At 65.8% G+C, this 14866-nt stretch carries 17 protein-coding genes; 12 read left to right on the forward strand and 5 right to left on the reverse strand.

What is annotated here, in order from left to right; genetic code table 11:
- Positions 1 to 55 precede the first annotated feature (55 nt).
- Both KF759_RS06740 and alr read left to right on the forward strand, forming a co-directional pair.
- The gene (locus KF759_RS06740) at positions 56 to 1444 is read left to right on the forward strand and encodes a replicative DNA helicase (protein WP_291223853.1); all 1389 of its coding nucleotides are present in this window, start codon (positions 56 to 58) and stop codon (positions 1442 to 1444) included.
- A gap of 28 nt (positions 1445 to 1472) precedes the next feature.
- Positions 1473 to 2564 (forward strand): alanine racemase, encoded by a 1092-nt coding sequence (gene alr, locus KF759_RS06745; RefSeq protein WP_291223855.1) that lies wholly within the window; start codon positions 1473 to 1475, stop codon positions 2562 to 2564.
- A gap of 27 nt (positions 2565 to 2591) precedes the next feature.
- On the opposite strand, the gene KF759_RS06750 is transcribed toward alr, so the two are convergent.
- On the reverse strand, positions 2592 to 3302 hold the full coding sequence (locus KF759_RS06750) for a carbonic anhydrase (protein WP_291223857.1): 711 nt from the start codon (positions 3300 to 3302) through the stop codon (positions 2592 to 2594).
- Positions 3303 to 3435: 133 nt separating this feature from the next.
- Between KF759_RS06750 and radA the strand changes: the two genes are divergently transcribed.
- From radA to KF759_RS06765, 3 genes are all read left to right on the forward strand, one after another.
- Positions 3436 to 4812, forward strand: a complete 1377-nt coding sequence (radA, locus tag KF759_RS06755; protein ID WP_291223859.1) for a DNA repair protein RadA — start codon at positions 3436 to 3438, stop codon at positions 4810 to 4812.
- A 98-nt stretch (positions 4813 to 4910) separates the two neighbouring features.
- Entirely contained in the window at positions 4911 to 5390 is a 480-nt protein-coding gene (locus KF759_RS06760; RefSeq protein WP_291223861.1) for a DUF1249 domain-containing protein, read from the forward strand.
- Positions 5391 to 5839: 449 nt separating this feature from the next.
- Positions 5840 to 6748: a 5'-nucleotidase gene (locus KF759_RS06765; protein WP_291223863.1), complete on the forward strand. Its 909-nt coding sequence runs from the start codon at positions 5840 to 5842 to the stop codon at positions 6746 to 6748.
- Between the two features lie 19 nt (positions 6749 to 6767).
- On the opposite strand, the gene KF759_RS06770 is transcribed toward KF759_RS06765, so the two are convergent.
- Together KF759_RS06770 and KF759_RS06775 are read right to left on the reverse strand one after the other, a co-directional pair.
- Positions 6768 to 7292 (reverse strand): hypothetical protein, encoded by a 525-nt coding sequence (locus KF759_RS06770; RefSeq protein WP_291223865.1) that lies wholly within the window; start codon positions 7290 to 7292, stop codon positions 6768 to 6770.
- A gap of 49 nt (positions 7293 to 7341) precedes the next feature.
- On the reverse strand, positions 7342 to 8169 hold the full coding sequence (locus tag KF759_RS06775) for a polysaccharide deacetylase family protein (protein ID WP_291223866.1): 828 nt from the start codon (positions 8167 to 8169) through the stop codon (positions 7342 to 7344).
- A 109-nt stretch (positions 8170 to 8278) separates the two neighbouring features.
- On the opposite strand from KF759_RS06775, the gene KF759_RS06780 reads away from it, so the two are divergent.
- The 5 genes from KF759_RS06780 to KF759_RS06800 all read left to right on the forward strand — a co-directional run bounded on the left by KF759_RS06780 (position 8279) and on the right by KF759_RS06800 (position 11272).
- Positions 8279 to 9451 (forward strand): acyl-CoA dehydrogenase family protein, encoded by a 1173-nt coding sequence (locus KF759_RS06780; protein ID WP_291223869.1) that lies wholly within the window; start codon positions 8279 to 8281, stop codon positions 9449 to 9451.
- A 64-nt stretch (positions 9452 to 9515) separates the two neighbouring features.
- Positions 9516 to 10094, forward strand: a complete 579-nt coding sequence (locus KF759_RS06785; RefSeq protein ID WP_291223871.1) for a pilin — start codon at positions 9516 to 9518, stop codon at positions 10092 to 10094.
- A gap of 267 nt (positions 10095 to 10361) precedes the next feature.
- The gene (locus KF759_RS06790; protein WP_291223873.1) at positions 10362 to 10505 is read left to right on the forward strand and encodes a hypothetical protein; all 144 of its coding nucleotides are present in this window, start codon (positions 10362 to 10364) and stop codon (positions 10503 to 10505) included.
- Positions 10506 to 10538: 33 nt separating this feature from the next.
- Entirely contained in the window at positions 10539 to 10868 is a 330-nt protein-coding gene (locus KF759_RS06795) for a hypothetical protein (RefSeq protein WP_291223875.1), read from the forward strand.
- Complete coding sequence (locus tag KF759_RS06800) at positions 10865 to 11272, forward strand: type II toxin-antitoxin system VapC family toxin (protein WP_291223877.1); 408 nt, start codon at positions 10865 to 10867, stop codon at positions 11270 to 11272. The genes KF759_RS06795 and KF759_RS06800 overlap by 4 nt, the downstream gene beginning before the upstream one ends.
- Before the next feature lie 222 nt (positions 11273 to 11494).
- Here KF759_RS06800 and KF759_RS06805 read toward each other — a convergent pair whose 3' ends face one another.
- A complete protein-coding gene (locus tag KF759_RS06805; protein ID WP_291223879.1) occupies positions 11495 to 13189 on the reverse strand; it encodes a diguanylate cyclase in 1695 nt (564 codons plus the stop codon).
- 132 nt (positions 13190 to 13321) lie between these two features.
- Between KF759_RS06805 and KF759_RS06810 the strand changes: the two genes are divergently transcribed.
- Both KF759_RS06810 and KF759_RS06815 read left to right on the forward strand, forming a co-directional pair.
- A complete protein-coding gene (locus KF759_RS06810; RefSeq protein ID WP_291223881.1) occupies positions 13322 to 13909 on the forward strand; it encodes a GNAT family N-acetyltransferase in 588 nt (195 codons plus the stop codon).
- Positions 13906 to 14145: a hypothetical protein gene (locus KF759_RS06815; RefSeq protein WP_291223883.1), complete on the forward strand. Its 240-nt coding sequence runs from the start codon at positions 13906 to 13908 to the stop codon at positions 14143 to 14145. The genes KF759_RS06810 and KF759_RS06815 overlap by 4 nt, the downstream gene beginning before the upstream one ends.
- 171 nt (positions 14146 to 14316) lie before the next feature.
- Here KF759_RS06815 and KF759_RS06820 read toward each other — a convergent pair.
- Positions 14317 to 14866, reverse strand: a 550-nt coding sequence (locus tag KF759_RS06820; protein WP_291223885.1) for a transposase, incomplete at its 5' end; no start/stop codon positions are given.

Raw genomic sequence — 14866 nt, forward strand, 5'->3', positions numbered from 1 at the left:
CTCGACAGCTGAGACGGACATGCCGATGATGGCGAGTCAGACGAGGCGTGCAGGCATGGCGCAGAACGAACGCAGGAACCCACTGACCAACGTCGAAGCGCTGCGCGTGCCGCCGCATTCGATCGAGGCCGAACAGGCCGTGCTCGGCGGCTTGATGCTCGCGCCCGAGGCTTGGGAGCGCGTTGCCGATCGCCTTGGCGTCGATGACTTCTACCGCAAGGATCATCGCCTGATCTATCGTGCGATCGAGGAGTTGTCGAACAAGAGCATGCCCTGCGATGCGGTCACGCTCGGGGATTGGTTCACGGCCAACAATCTGGCCGAAATGGTTGGCGGTGCCAGCTACGTGATCGAACTGGCCAACTCCACGCCCAGTGCGGCCAACATCACCGCCTATGCCGACATCGTGCGCGACAAGTCGGTGCTGCGCCAATTGATCGATGCCGGCAGCCAGATCACCGGCGATGCCTTCATGCCCGACGGCCGCTCGACTCAGGAGCTGCTCGAAGTGGCCGAGCAAAAGGTGTTCCACATTGCCGAGATGGGCGCACGTGGGCGCAAGGGCTTCGTGCCGATGCGCACGGCGGTCAAGGAAGCCTTCCAGATCCTGCATCAACGCTACGAGAACGCCGGCGCGGTGACCGGGCTGCCAACCGGGTTCATCGATCTGGATGAAATGACCGCGGGTCTGCAGCCGTCCGATCTCATCATCATTGCCGCGCGACCCTCGATGGGCAAGACCGCGCTCGCCGTCAACATGGCCGAGTATGCCGCGCTCAAGACCCGAAAGGCGGTGGCGGTGTTCTCGATGGAAATGTCGGCTTCGCAGCTCGCGTTCCGTCTGATTTCCTCGCTGGGCCGCATCAACCAGCAGAACCTGCGGACCGGCGCCTTGGCCGAAGAGGAATGGCCGCGCGTGACCAGTGCGATCACCTTGCTGTCGGAGGCGAAGATCTTCATCGACGACACGCCGGCGCTGTCACCGGGCGAGCTGCGTGCGCGTGCACGGCGGCTCAAGCGCGAGCACGATCTGGGCCTGATCGTGATTGACTACCTGCAGCTCATGCAGGTGCCCGGAACCAAGGAGAATCGCGCCACCGAAATTTCGGAAATCTCGCGCAGCCTCAAGGCCCTCGCCAAGGAGCTCAACGTGCCGGTGATCGCCCTGTCCCAGCTCAACCGCTCGCTCGAACAGCGCACCGACAAGCGGCCGGTGATGGCCGACCTGCGCGAGTCGGGCGCGATCGAGCAGGATGCCGACGTCATCATGTTCATCTACCGCGACGAGTACTACAACGCCGAAAGCGGCGAGAAGGGTGTGGCCGAGGTGATCATCGGCAAGCAGCGCAATGGCCCCACCGGCGTGGTCAAGCTCGCCTTCCTCGGCAAGTACACCAAGTTCGAGAACCTTGCCAGCGACAGCTACGTCGCGGGTTACGAGTGAACGGCGCCACGCGGCGCGCGGGTCCCTGATGCGGGCGGCTTGCGCCACCATTCACCTCACCGCGCTGCGCGCCAACCTGGCGCTGTTGCGCAGCCGCGCGCCCGCCAGCCGGTTGATGGCGGTGGTCAAGGCCGACGGCTACGGGCACGGCCTCGAGCGCGTCGCGCGCGCGCTCGCCACGGCCGATGCCTTCGGCGTGGCATCGATCGCCGATGGCTTGCGCCTGCGCGCTGCCGGTGCGGCGCAGCGTATCGTGGTGCTTTCGGGGCCCGACGAACTCGGCGACCTGGCGGAGTTGCGGCGCCTGCGGCTGGATGCAGTGATCCATCACGAAGCGCAGCTCGAGCTGCTCGCCGCCGAAACTGATCCACGGCCTCTGCGCGTGTGGCTCAAGCTCGACAGTGGCATGCATCGTCTGGGGTTTCCGGCCGCGCGTGCACGCGAAGTCCATGCGCGTTTGCGGGCGATGCCCGGTGTCGACCCCGACATCGTGCTGATGACGCACTTTGCCAATTCAGACGTGTTCGACGATGCGCAAACGCTGCGGCAGATCGAATGCTTCACGCAGGCCGTGGCGGGTTTGGGCGCGACCACCTCGCTGGCCAATTCCGCAGCGATCCTCGGCTGGCCGGCGGCGCATGGCGACTGGCTCCGCGCGGGCGGCGCGCTCTATGGCATGAGCGTGAGCGAGGGCAGCAGCGGCGCCGACTTCGGGCTGCAGGCGGCGATGACGCTGGCGACACGACTGGTGGCGATCAACCGCGTCTCCAAGGGAGCGCGCATCGGTTACGGGGCGACCTGGGAAGCGCCCGAGGACATGGACATCGGCGTGGCCGCGGTCGGTTACGGCGACGGTTATCCGCGCAGTGCGAGTGCGGGCACGCCAGTATTGGTCGGCGGCCGGCGCGCGCAGCTGATCGGGCGCGTGTCGATGGACCTGATCACGCTCGATCTGCGCGGCCACGCGGATGCGCGAATCGGCGATCCGGTGGTGCTGTGGGGACAGGGCCTCGCGGTCGAGGAGGTCGCCGCCCATGCGGGCACGATCGCCTATGACCTCACCTGCGGGGTCACGCGGCGCGTGATGTTCGCCGAGGATGACCTGCAGGCTCCGGCTTGAGCGCGCGCGGTGAGTCCCGCGTCGCCTTCAGAGAAATTCGACGCGGCCGCTGGCGAGATCGTAAACGCCGCCGGCAATGGCCAGCGAGCCGTCCTTGATTCGCTGCGCGAGGATCGGCTGCGACTGCTGCAGTCGCGCCATGTTGTGGCGCACGTTGGCGACGACCGCGCGATCGTTGTCGTCCGCGCCGGGATGTTCGAGCACGGGCGCGATGCCCGGCTTCATGGCTTCGACCAGCGATTCGATATGGCCCGGCAGCGGCTTGCCATCACGCAGTGACTGGAGCGTGGCCGTGACCGCGCCGCAACGCTTGTGACCGAGTACGAGGATCAGGCGCGTACCCAGCACCTGCGCGCCGTATTCGAGACTGCCCAGCCCCGCATCGGTGACGAAATTTCCGGCCACGCGCACCACGAACAGGTCGCCCGGCGCCTGATCGAAGATCAGTTCGGGAGCGACGCGTGAGTCGGCGCAGCTGAGGATCGCCGCATGCGGCGCCTGACCGAGCGTGCGCGAGGCGCGGCCGGCGGAGAAATCGCGGTGGCGCGGATTGTTCGCTGCATACCGGGCATTGCCGGCCTTGAGCAGGGCCAGCGCCTGCGCGGGTGTGCTCGTTGAATGGGTCGGTGCGAGCTGGGCGAAAGCGTGACGCGGCAGCAGCGTCGAGGCAACGGCGCTCAGGCCGAGGCCGAGCAGATGGCGGCGGCTGAGGCCGGGTTCGACAGCAGGATCGGACATGGGCGTCACCTTGGATTGCGGAAACGGCGTGCGCCACCAGTGTCGTCGGTGCAAGGCCCTGACTCAAGCCGGAGCAAGTCTTGGCGCCTGAGACGCGCGGGCGGCATCATGCGGGACCTCGAGGGAGAGATCGATGGCCAAGGCCAAGACCGCCTATGTATGCGCCGAGTGCGGCGCCGAACATGCCAAGTGGCAGGGACAGTGCGTCGAGTGCGGGGCGTGGAACACGCTGGCCGAGATCGTCGTGCAGCCTGCGGGGAAGGGCGTCGGTGCGGTTCGCAGCGGTTATGCAGGCGCCGGCGGAGGCGCGCGCGTGACGCGCCTGGCGAGCGTCGCGGGCGATGCCGAGCGGCGCACATCGACTGCAATCGGAGAACTCGATCGCGTACTCGGTGGCGGTCTCGTCGCCGGCTCGGTGGTGTTGATCGGCGGCGACCCGGGCATCGGCAAGTCGACCTTGCTGCTGCAGATGCTTGGCGCGAGCGCGACGTCCCTCAAGGGTCTCTACGTGACCGGCGAGGAATCGCTTGCGCAGGTGGCCTCACGCGGGCAGCGTCTGGGCATTGCGCTCGAAGGACTCGAAGCGCTCGCGGAAACCTCGATCGAACGCATCCTCGCCGAAACGACGCAGGCCAGGCCCGAGGTGCTGATCGTCGATTCGATCCAGACGATCTGGACCGAACAACTCACCGCCGCACCGGGTTCGGTCTCGCAAGTGCGCGAAGCGGCCGCGCGCCTCGTGCGCTTTGCCAAGGAATCGGGCACGAGCGTGTTCCTGGTTGGTCATGTGACCAAGGAAGGCGGTATCGCCGGGCCGCGCGTGCTTGAACACATGGTCGATGCGGTGCTGTATTTCGAAGGCGAATCGGGTTCGCGTTTCCGCGTGCTGCGCGCCTTCAAGAACCGCTTCGGCGCGGTCAACGAGCTGGGCGTGTTCGCGATGGGCGACAAGGGCCTGCGCGAAGTCCCCAACCCTTCGGCAATCTTCCTGTCCGCGCATGCGCAGCCGACTGCGGGCAGCGCGGTGATGGTGACGCGCGAGGGCACGCGCCCGCTGCTGGTCGAGGTGCAGGCGCTGGTCGACCAGAGTTCGCTCGGCAATCCGCGCCGCGTGGCACTCGGGCTCGAGCAGAACCGTCTGGCGATGCTGCTCGCGGTGCTGCACCGTCATGGCGGCGCCGCGGTTTACGACCAGGATGTGTTCGTCAACGTGGTCGGCGGCATCCGCGTGCAGGAGACGGCAGCGGATTTGCCGGTGCTGCTCGCGGTGCTGTCGAGCTTTCGCGACAAGCCCTTGCCCGACAAGACCGTTGCCTTCGGCGAGGTCGGGCTGTCGGGCGAGATCCGGCCGGTGCCCAACGGCGAGGAACGACTCAAGGAAGCGGCCACGCACGGCTTTCGCCGCGCGATCGTGCCCAAGGCCAATGCGCCGAAGAAGACGCACATCGGCGAGCTGGAAATCATCGGGGTCGAACGTCTCGCGCACGCACTGCAGGTGGCGCGCGAATAGGCGTTTGCGCACGTCTGCGGTGGGGAGAACATCTTAGCCCCGTCGGCGCCTTTGCGACAGTCTGTGCGCGACCGCCGTTTCACCCCTAAGATCGCCCCATGTCCTCCGTCCTCGCCCATCGCCCCGACGTGCTGCCGAGCCGCTTCGCCTGGCTCATGGGGCTGTATGCGGAGAACTTCCATCGTCTGACACGGCTGTTCGCGCCGCTGGAACTCGCGCTTGGCAGCTACCGTTCCGGGCTGGACGATGGCCTGGACGTGCGTCTGGACGTACTCGAGCGCCAGCGCTACACCCTCGATCTGCGCTTGACCTACGAATTCGTCGATGCGAGTACCGGAGAGCCATCGCCCTCGGCGCAGCTGCGCGTCTATCTGGATGCGCACATGGCCGAAGTCCTGGACCTGTGCGCCGATCGGCGGCTGGTGCGCGCGATCGGGCCGCTGCATCCGGCGCGGGACTTGTTCGAACGACGCCTGCGCATGAGCTCGTTCCTCAACCGCTGGCTCGAGTACCTCGCCGAGCAGGGTCATTCGGTCGGCACGCTCGAACCGCTGCGTGCCGAGCCTTGCCCCATTTGAGGCCGCGCTGAACAATCCATCGGCGGCTTGCCAGCGGATGCCGGGTCCGGCCCGGGTCTGGCGCGGCGCACGTGATGCGTGAGCGACCGTCCCGGGTCGGCGGGCGGCGCGGAGCCGATCCGCGTTGTTCGATGCGATCGATCCGGTTGCACCGGTCACGGTTCGCAATCGAACCGGTGACCGGGCGCCGGATTGGGCCGCAACGGCATCGCCGTCCCCGACGTGCTTCACAGCAGGTCCACGCGCGTCCGCCGCGGGATTCCATCCTGGACGGTTCGACGTTCGTTTTCGGTTAGTCATTTGCTGGATCGATGTGAATGCGCAGGGATCGCGGTGCGACCATGCGAGCTGTTCATCGGCGAGCAAGGCTGCGTGTCCTGCGATACTGTTGACGGCCGGGATCCGCGCACGCAGCGGCTTTCCCGTTCGGGTCGGGGAGTATGGTGGTGGTGAACGAGACAAGTGCCCAGCAAGGCGAGCGCGGACCGTTGGTGGTGGCCATTTCCTCGCGCGCATTGTTCGACCTGGGCGAGAGCCACGAGCTGTTCGAGCGCGAGGGGGTCGCTGCCTTCGCGAGCTACCAGATCGAGCGCGAGGACGAATTGCTCGGACCGGGCATCGCCTTTCCGCTGGTGCGCAAGCTGCTCGCGCTCAACGCGGGCAGCGGCGCGACGCCGCGCGTGGAAGTGATCCTGCTCTCGCGCAACTCGGCCGATACCGGCTTGCGCATCTTCAATTCGATCGAGCACTACCAGCTCGACATCGCGCGCGCGGTGTTCACGCGCGGCGCGCCGACCTCGCCCTACGTGCATGCCTTCGGTGCCGATCTGTTCCTGTCGGCCAATCCCGACAGCGTGGCGCAGGCGCTGCGTGCGGGCATTGCCGCGGCGACGATCCTGCCGTCGAAGGCGCCACAACGGGCCAGCGAGCAATTGCGCATCGCCTTCGATGGCGATGCGGTGCTGTTCGGCGACGAGTCCGAGCGCGTGTCCGAGGCGGGCGGCATCGATGCCTTCCATCGGCACGAAAGCGAGCGCGCCCACGAGCCGCTCTCGGGCGGGCCGTTTCGCGGTTTTCTCGATGCCCTGCATCGGCTGCAAGCGGCGTTCCCGAGCGAGGATGCGCCGATCCGCACGGCGCTGGTGACCGCACGCTCTGCACCCGCGCACAAGCGCGTGATCCTCACCCTGCGCGAGTGGGGTGTGCGCATCGACGAGGCGCTGTTTCTTGGCGGGCGTCCCAAAGGCCCGTTCCTCGAGGCCTTCGGCGCCGACATCTTCTTCGATGACTCGGCGGTCAATGTCGAATCCGCGCGCCAGCATGTCGCCACCGGGCACGTGCCGCGCCGGCCTGGCTGATCGCGCGATCCGGGTTGGCTCAGAACGGGCCGAGTGCGTGCACCTTGGCGACCAGGGCGCGGCGAATGTTCTCGTGCAGCGGTTTGTGCCAGTTCACGATCAGGTGCTCGTGGCCGGCATCGATGAAGCCCGCGGCCAACGCGACCTCGCGCGCGCGCCGATCGCCGCAATGGCCGAAGAACGCATCGCAGCAGTCGGCATAGCGCGCGAAGGCGTACTTGAGCACGAGAAACCAGACACCGCCGGCCGCTTCGATCGCGGCTCGGTGCGCCGGATCCATCGCGCGGATCGTTTCGCCATTGCTGCACGAACCACCCGAAAGGTACACGTCGCCGAACGGCCGCATGTGCGAGTAGCCGGCCAGACGAAAGCCCTGGCCCGGCTCGCCGTAGAGCGCGACGAGGTGACGACCGAACGGCGGCGGTGGCGCTGCGAACTTGCGGCGGAACAGATCGCCGGCGATGAACTGCGCATCATCGATTTCGGTGATGGTGAAGAACGGCCGCAGTGATTCCGGAAGGGTGTGCAGGGCGTCGTGTTCCATGATTCGGCTTGCTCGGCGTTGAATTGACTGTAGCGTGAGGGCGCCATCTTCACCATCGGCCTGCGCCTTGGGTGAGCAGGCGCTCAAGCTCCACGCCGGAACGCCAGTGCTGGCCGCAGACGTAACGCGGCAGATTCCAGCGCGGCGAGATGCTTTCGACCGGTGCCGGCTCGGTACCGAAGGCCGCGCGCACGCGGTGCTGTGCCGTGTGGTGAGGGAAATATTCGCGCACGAGGTAGTCGTTGGCCTGTCCGTAGGGATAGGCGAACAGGCTCGCATGATGCGGCGCGAGTCTGGCATCGAGCCAGTCGGCGGCTTGGCGGATCTGGGCGTCGGCGTCCTCGTGGCTGTCGATTGCGCTGAAGCTGCCCTTGCGTCCGTCGCGCTGCGCGGTGCGGGTCAGGGTGTGGTGGTTGTGGTCCCAGCTGTGGTTCTCGACCGCAAGCAGTCCCTCGCGCTGTGCCGGCAGCCACCAGTCGTCCCCCCACCAGCTGCGCCCGATCAGGCAGGTGCGATCGAGTTCGTCGCGCGCGAGCGGCGAGACGATCACGAAGCTGGTCGCATGCACGGCCGTGGCCGCTTGTGCGGCATGCTCGCGCAGGATGCCGGCAAAGCCGCGCTGCGGACCGCAGATCGGGTGGTCGAGATCGTGCCAGTCGAACCACGAGCCATCATCGAAGCTCAGCGCCACCGCACGCTCGACCGTCGCCGGTTCGGCTTCGCCGAGCAAGGCGGCAACGACCTGGTGCAGCGGCACGATGCGCAGGCCCAGCCGCGAGATCGTGCCCAGATCGGCGGCGAGCGCGACGTGGTCGTTGCTGGCGTAGTCGTTGCCGCTGATGTTGTTGGAGTGGTAGGTGAGGACGGGAACGCGCATCGCTGCTGGCCGCTGGCAAGGACGCAAGCATAGGTCACGGGCGGCATGGCTGGGCGCACGCCAGACCGCTACAATGCCCGGCTTTGACCTTCACCGGATTGCCCTGTCCATGCCCGCCACGCCGCTCAACCCGACCGATCTCTACGATATCCGCTCCCTGCTCAGCGATGAAGAGCGCATGGTGCAGGATGCCGTCGCCCGCTTCACCGACGAGCGCGTGCTGCCGATCATCGGTGACTGCTTCGACCAGGGACGTTTCCCCACCGAATTGATCCCGGAAATGGCCGATCTGGGCCTGCTCGGTTCCTCGCTGCCGGTCGAGTACGGCTGCGCCGGCATGAATGGCGTGAGCTACGGCCTGGTCTGCCAGGAGCTCGAGCGTGGAGATTCGGGCCTGCGCAGCTTTGCCTCGGTGCAGTCTTCGCTGTGCATGTATCCGATCTACGCCTACGGCAGCGAGGAACAGCGCCAGCGCTGGCTGCCGCAGATGGCGCAGGGCAAGGTGATCGGTTGCTTCGGCCTGACCGAGCCGCATGGTGGCTCGGATCCGGCCAACATGAAGACGAATGCGAAGAAGGATGGCGCCGACTGGATCCTCAATGGCGCCAAGATGTGGATCACCAACGGCAATCTCGCCCATCTCGCGATCGTCTGGGCGCAGACCGAGGACGGCATCCAGGGCTTCCTCGTCGAAAAGGGCATGCCCGGTTTCACGGCGCAGGAAGTGCACAAGAAGATGAGCCTGCGCGCGTCGGTCACCAGCGCCTTGTTCTTCGACAACGTGCGCGTGCCCGAAGCCAATCGCCTGCCCAATGTGAAGGGTCTCAAGGGTCCGCTCGGTTGCCTCACGCAGGCGCGCTACGGCATCACCTGGGGCCCGATCGGCGCGGCGATCGCCTGCTTCACCGAAACCACCGAGTACGCGAAGAATCGCATCTTGTTCAACCGTCCGATCGCGGCGACCCAGGCGGTGCAGCTCAAGCTCGCCGACATGGCGCGGCGGATCACGCTGGCGCAGTTGCTCTCGCTCCAGCTCGGCCGCCTCAAGGACGCCGGCACGATGCAGCCCACGCAGGTGTCCTTGGCCAAGTGGAACAACGTGCGCATGGCCATCGACATCGCGCGCGAGTGCCGCGACATCCTCGGCGGTGCCGGCATCACCACCGAACACAGTCCGATCCGCCATGCCTTGAACCTGGAATCGGTCATCACCTACGAAGGTACCGAGACGGTGCATCAGCTCGTGGTCGGCCGTGAGATCACCGGGATCAACGCATTCTGATGCACGCCATCGCGGCACGGGTGCGTGAAGCAAGTGCAGTCCGTTCGAGACCAGGGAGTCGGTGATGCGCAAGGTTCTGGTTCCGCTGATCGTGGTGATGCTGCTCGCCCTGTTGGGCGTGATCAGTTGGCAATTGCTGCTGAGCCAACGCCAACAGGCACAACTGGCGGGCGAGGTGACTGCGCTGCGCAAGGACATCACCGAGTCCATGCAGCAGAGCAAGCTCACGCACGAGGCACTGGACCAGGCCGGCAAATCGCTCGCGGCAGAAAATGATGCGGCTAGCCTTCTGATGCGCAGCGATTTCACTGCAATCGCTGCAATGCGCACGGCGATCGCCGAGTACTACGTGTCGATGGGCAAGATGCCGGAGAAGCCTGCCGATGCGGGCCTGTCGTCACCCGAGCAGTACCGCGGCCAGACGCTGAAATCAGCGACGCTTGCAGCCGACGGCAGCATCCACCTGATCTTCGATGCCAACTCCGGTGTCGACGGTGGCCTCGTGCGACTGATTCCCGACCTGTCGCGTGTCGACACGATGGGTATCCAGTGGCGCTGCGAAACCAGCGACTACCCGCAGATCAAGCGCGCGCTCGCCACGTGCGAGTATGTGCCGCGCAGCGGCGTGAGCATCGCGCAGTAGCACACGCTGATTGGCGTCGGCCAGGGTTCCGGCTGGCAGGATGCTGAAAGAACCGAAAACCGGTGCATCCTGAGCCACTCGCGCGGCCAGAATTGTCGTTTGCCTCGCTCCGTTTCGGAGCATCTCGCGCTTCTCGCGCGTTTCGTTGTGGTCAATCGATCCGTTTCCGGGGTTGCAGCGGCGATTTCGCTCGCCGCGGGCGTGGCTATCCTGCGCCGGCGCCAGCCGAGCAGGCTGCCCATGCGCACGAGGTTGTAGGCAGCAAACGTGAACAGCGCGATTGCCGCCCGGTTTGGCCGCAAGAACGCCGGCAATCTGTTTACAGGGCGTGGCGGAAAACTGGTCGGCACCCAAGCGACCATCAGGGACGGCGATGATTTTGACTTGGTCACCTGGCCGGTCATAAAATAGATACTGTTTCGTAGATACATGAGGAGGCCAGCCATGACCGCAACCGCCAAGGTGTTCATCACCGGCCACAGCCAGGCCATCCGCCTGCCCAAGGCGTACCGGGTAGACGTGGAGGAAATGTGGATCTCCCGCAACGAGGTGACGGGTGAACTCACCCTGCGGCCCAAGGACACAGGTTTGCTGCGCCAGCAGCGACTGGCGGCATTGATGGCCGCCATTGCCGAAGATCCGTTACCCGACGATTTTCTGTCCGAATCCCAGCGTCGCAACGCGCCACCCATCGATCCGTTTGCGCTGCCGGCATTGATCACGGCGAAGAGCCCCCCAGCCAAGCGCAGCGCCAAGCCCAAGGGGCGGGCGTGATCAAGTTTCTGCTGGATACCAATATCCTGGGCTACTTCGTCCGCAACAGCTCGCCTGCGTTGCAAAAGCGTATTTTGCAAGCGTTGCAACGTCAGGAAGCCGCCATTTCCGTCATCACCCGCGCGGAAGTGCGGTTCGGGCTGGCGCTGCTGGCAGCAAACGACAAACGCCGTCGCAGCGTCGATTTGCTGCTGCAAGAGCTGCCCGCCCTGCCATGGAGTGTGGAAGCCGCCGACTGCTACGGCCAGATTGCGGCCCAGCTGCAACAAGCCGGCAAAGTCATCGGCGCGATGGATGCCCAGATCGCCGCCCATGCCTTGGCGTTGGGCTTGCCACTGGTCACTCACAACACCCGCCACTTCAAGCGCGTGCCCGGCTTGAAACTTGATGATTGGATGGCCTGATGCTCAAACAAACCCCCAAACTGACTTTGATCTCATCACCCGGCCGGTGATCAAGGACGCGAACCATCCATGAGAACAATGCAGCCCTGCGAAAAACCATTCACGATGTTCCGGCTGGAGCGCATTCCCTGATCTGCTAGGCTCCGCGAACTGGCGCAATGCCGGACGCCACGGGCGGCGTGAAGCGCGCGCAATGCAGAGCGTGCACGCGCGGTCCGGCCTTCATTCGTTGACGTGCTCGGACTCGATCTGTCGCGCCTGCAGCGTGCGGAAAGCCACGGCGCGATTGCGCCCGTTGCGCTTGGCCTGATACTGGGCCCGATCGGCGTTTTCGACCAGTTCCCGGGCGCTGCCGACGCTGGCATCGCGCAGCGCGTGGCCGATGCTCACGGTGAAGGTGATCGCGCGCTTGCCGACGTGGACGGCGAGACTGGCGACGCGCTCGACGATGCGCTCGGCCACCCGTGCGGTGGCCGCTGCGTCCTGATCGCGCAGCACGATCACGAATTCTTCGCCGCCGTAGCGGCCGAGGCTGTCATCGGCGCCGATTTCGGCGCGGATCGCATCGGCGACCGCGACGATGCAGGCATCGCCTGCACCATGGCCGAAGTTGTCGTTGATGCGTTTGAAGTGGTCCAGATCGAGGAACAGCACGGACAGCGCCTTCACGCTTGCGTCATCCCAGGCCTCTTCGAGCCGCTGCGTGATCGCGCGGCGGTTGAGAATGCCCGACAGCGGGTCGGTCTGAGCCATGTGCGCGGCGCGGTCGCGTTCGATGCGCGCCTGCAGGGTGCGATCGGCAAGGCCGACGGCGATGACGATCGCGGCATAGGCCATGCTCGCCGGGAACCCATATTCAAGCCATGCCGGTTGCGGCAGCGCGGCGATCAGTTGCACCACGCGCAGCATCAAGAGGCTCAGCAAGGGCACCCACGCGAGCAGGAAGAAGCCCGCTTGCCGATTGCCGCGTCGCCATGCAACCCACGTCGAAGCCAGCGCGAGTCCGGTCGCCACCACCACGAGATGGTTGAGGACGTGGGAGTGCCATAGCGCCGGCCTGAGGAAGCTCATCCAGGTGGCGAGGGCGAGGGCAAAGAAGGGCCAGCGCATGAATCCAAGCCAGCGTGCCATGCGCGGTGCATTGCTGCGCAGCTCGGCGAATTCGATGATGAACCAGATCGAGAAGGCGGCGCCCAGCGCGCTCACGCTTTGTGGCAGGTGAAAGCCGAACTGGCCGAACCATCCAGCGCCCGGCAGGGAGTAGAACTCGCCCGAGTCGGTCATCGCATACAACACCACGAAGAGGTCGTAGGCGATGAAGTGCAGGAATACGCGATCGCGCAGGATCAACCAGAAGCACAGGATCACCAGCAGCATCGAGAACTGCACCGAAATGAAGAAGGTGTTCGCGCGCACGAAGCCAAGGTCAGTTGCGCGGTAACTGTCGATGTCATCGATGCTGGCCCAGACCTTGGCAACCTGTCCGGGCTGCCCGATCGCAAGATAGATCGGCTGATCGCTGCGCAGCTCGCTGGGCAAGCGGTAGATCGTTGCGCGGCGCGAGAAGCCCGGATCAAGATCGTTTTCGTAGCGGGTCTTGAGGATGGCCCGATAGTCTGGCGGCGCATGCACAACCACGCGGGCGGCCAGCGCGCCGCCGACGGCGAGCAAGGGTGGACTGGCGCGATGCCAATCCTGCGCCAAGCGCAACTCGACCCATTGCAGGTGATCGTGCGGTGCGCGGGTCCAGGCCTTGACGGTTTCACGGCCGGGACCGGTGGCCAGCGCGGGAGCGGCGCTGCTCAAGTCGGGCGCTTGCGTCAGATCATTGACCAGGAGCAGCGCTGGTTCGGCCAAGGCTGCCAGTGACCAGCAGCCCAGCAACAGCATGCAACAGCGCAAGCCCCAGTCACGCATTCACGCTTGCTCCTCCGAGAAGCCGGGGCAAGTTAGCAGCTGTCCACGCGGCGCAATCTGCCCCAGATCAAGGCACGTGCCGAAAACCTTCGCGGCTGGCTACACTCGAACTTGCCCATCGGGAGCCGCGCGATGCCCACTGACAGTCCGGATTTTCGCCAGCGTTTGCAAACCCTGCTGCCGCGGATCGAAACCCCGCGCCTGTTGCTGCGTTTGCCGTGCAGCGAGGATTTCGAGCGCTACGCGCAGTTGCATGCCGATGCCGAGGCGGTGCGCTTCATCGGCGGCGAACTGCTGCGCGCGCCGGCCTGGCGCAAGTTCCTGCAGATGCCGGGCGCATGGATGGTGCAGGGTTACGCGATGTTCTCGGTGATCGACAAGGCCAGCGGATTGTGGCTCGGGCAGTGCGGTCCGTGGCAACCCGAAGGCTGGCCCGGCACCGAAGTCGGCTGGGCCTTCCATCGCGATGCCTGGGGCAAGGGCTTTGCCTTCGAGGCGGCGGTGGCGACGATCGACTGGGTCTTCGATCACCTGGGTTGGGAGGAAGTGATCCACTCGATCAATCCCGACAACCGGGCCTCACAGGCGCTCGCGCGGCGACTGGGCTCGGTCAATCGCGGGCCGGGGCGACTGCCACCACCGCACGAGGACGTGCGCATCGATCTCTGGGGCCAGTCGCGCGAAGACTGGCTGGCGCGACGAACAAGGGACGCCAAATGATCGCGGTGTACGGCTACTCACCTTCCGGTTATGGCATTGCCGAGATCGTGTTGTACGCCGACACGCATTGCGCCGAGGGCGGCGGCATCGAACTGGTCGCGTACCCCGCATTGCGCGCCTGGCTCGCGCGCATCGGGGCACAATCGGGTTTCGTGCCGATGCCACGGGCCGTCCGAAATTGCAGCGCTGATCCGTGCCAGTCGCGCAAGCTGACGTCCGGCGCGGCGTTTCCGTAGAGCCTAGCAGGGTGCTGAAAAACCCGCCAAAACGAGCCCGGTGACGTGTGCAAAAGCATGGCCTGCACGTGCCTGCACTCCGATCTGGAGCTTGTTGCTCGTTGTGAAGCGTTGAATCGGCCCGTTTCCGGGGTTTGCGCAGCGATTTCGCTCGCTGCGGGCGTGACTATCCTACGCCGGTGCCGCCCGGCACCAGCCGAGCAGCTTGCTCATGCGCACGAGGTTGTAGGCGGCGAAGGTCAACAATGACTGCGCAGCCACGCGCGCCTGGCCCGTGAAGCGTGTCTTGCGCATGCCGCCTACGGTCTTGATCCAGCCGAAGGCTTCTTCGATCTGCTTGCGCTTGCGCATGCTCACCGCATAACCGGCATGGCGGGTGGTGCGTGCATCGACGGCGCTGCGGCGATTGCGGGTGTTCTGCGCAACGTGCGGCGTCACGCCGGCGGCGCGTGTGCGGGCAACGAAGTCGCGCGTGTCGTAGCCCTTGTCGGCGCCGATGGTGGCGCCCGCCTTGCGCCTGCTGCGCAATAGCATCGTCAAGGCCGCTTCGCGCTCGGCGGTGCCGGTGGCGGGCGTGGTTTCCACGTCCACGATCAGACCGTTGCGATTCTCCATCAGGCCGTGGGCCAGATAGCCCAGCACGGCCGGCGCGGCATCGCTCTTGCGGTACAGCCGAGCATCGGGATCGGTGGTCGATGCATGCGTCTGGTTGCTGCGCTTT

This window comes from Dokdonella sp. (assembly GCF_019634815.1).
In the GTDB taxonomy this organism is placed as follows: domain Bacteria; phylum Pseudomonadota; class Gammaproteobacteria; order Xanthomonadales; family Rhodanobacteraceae; genus Dokdonella_A.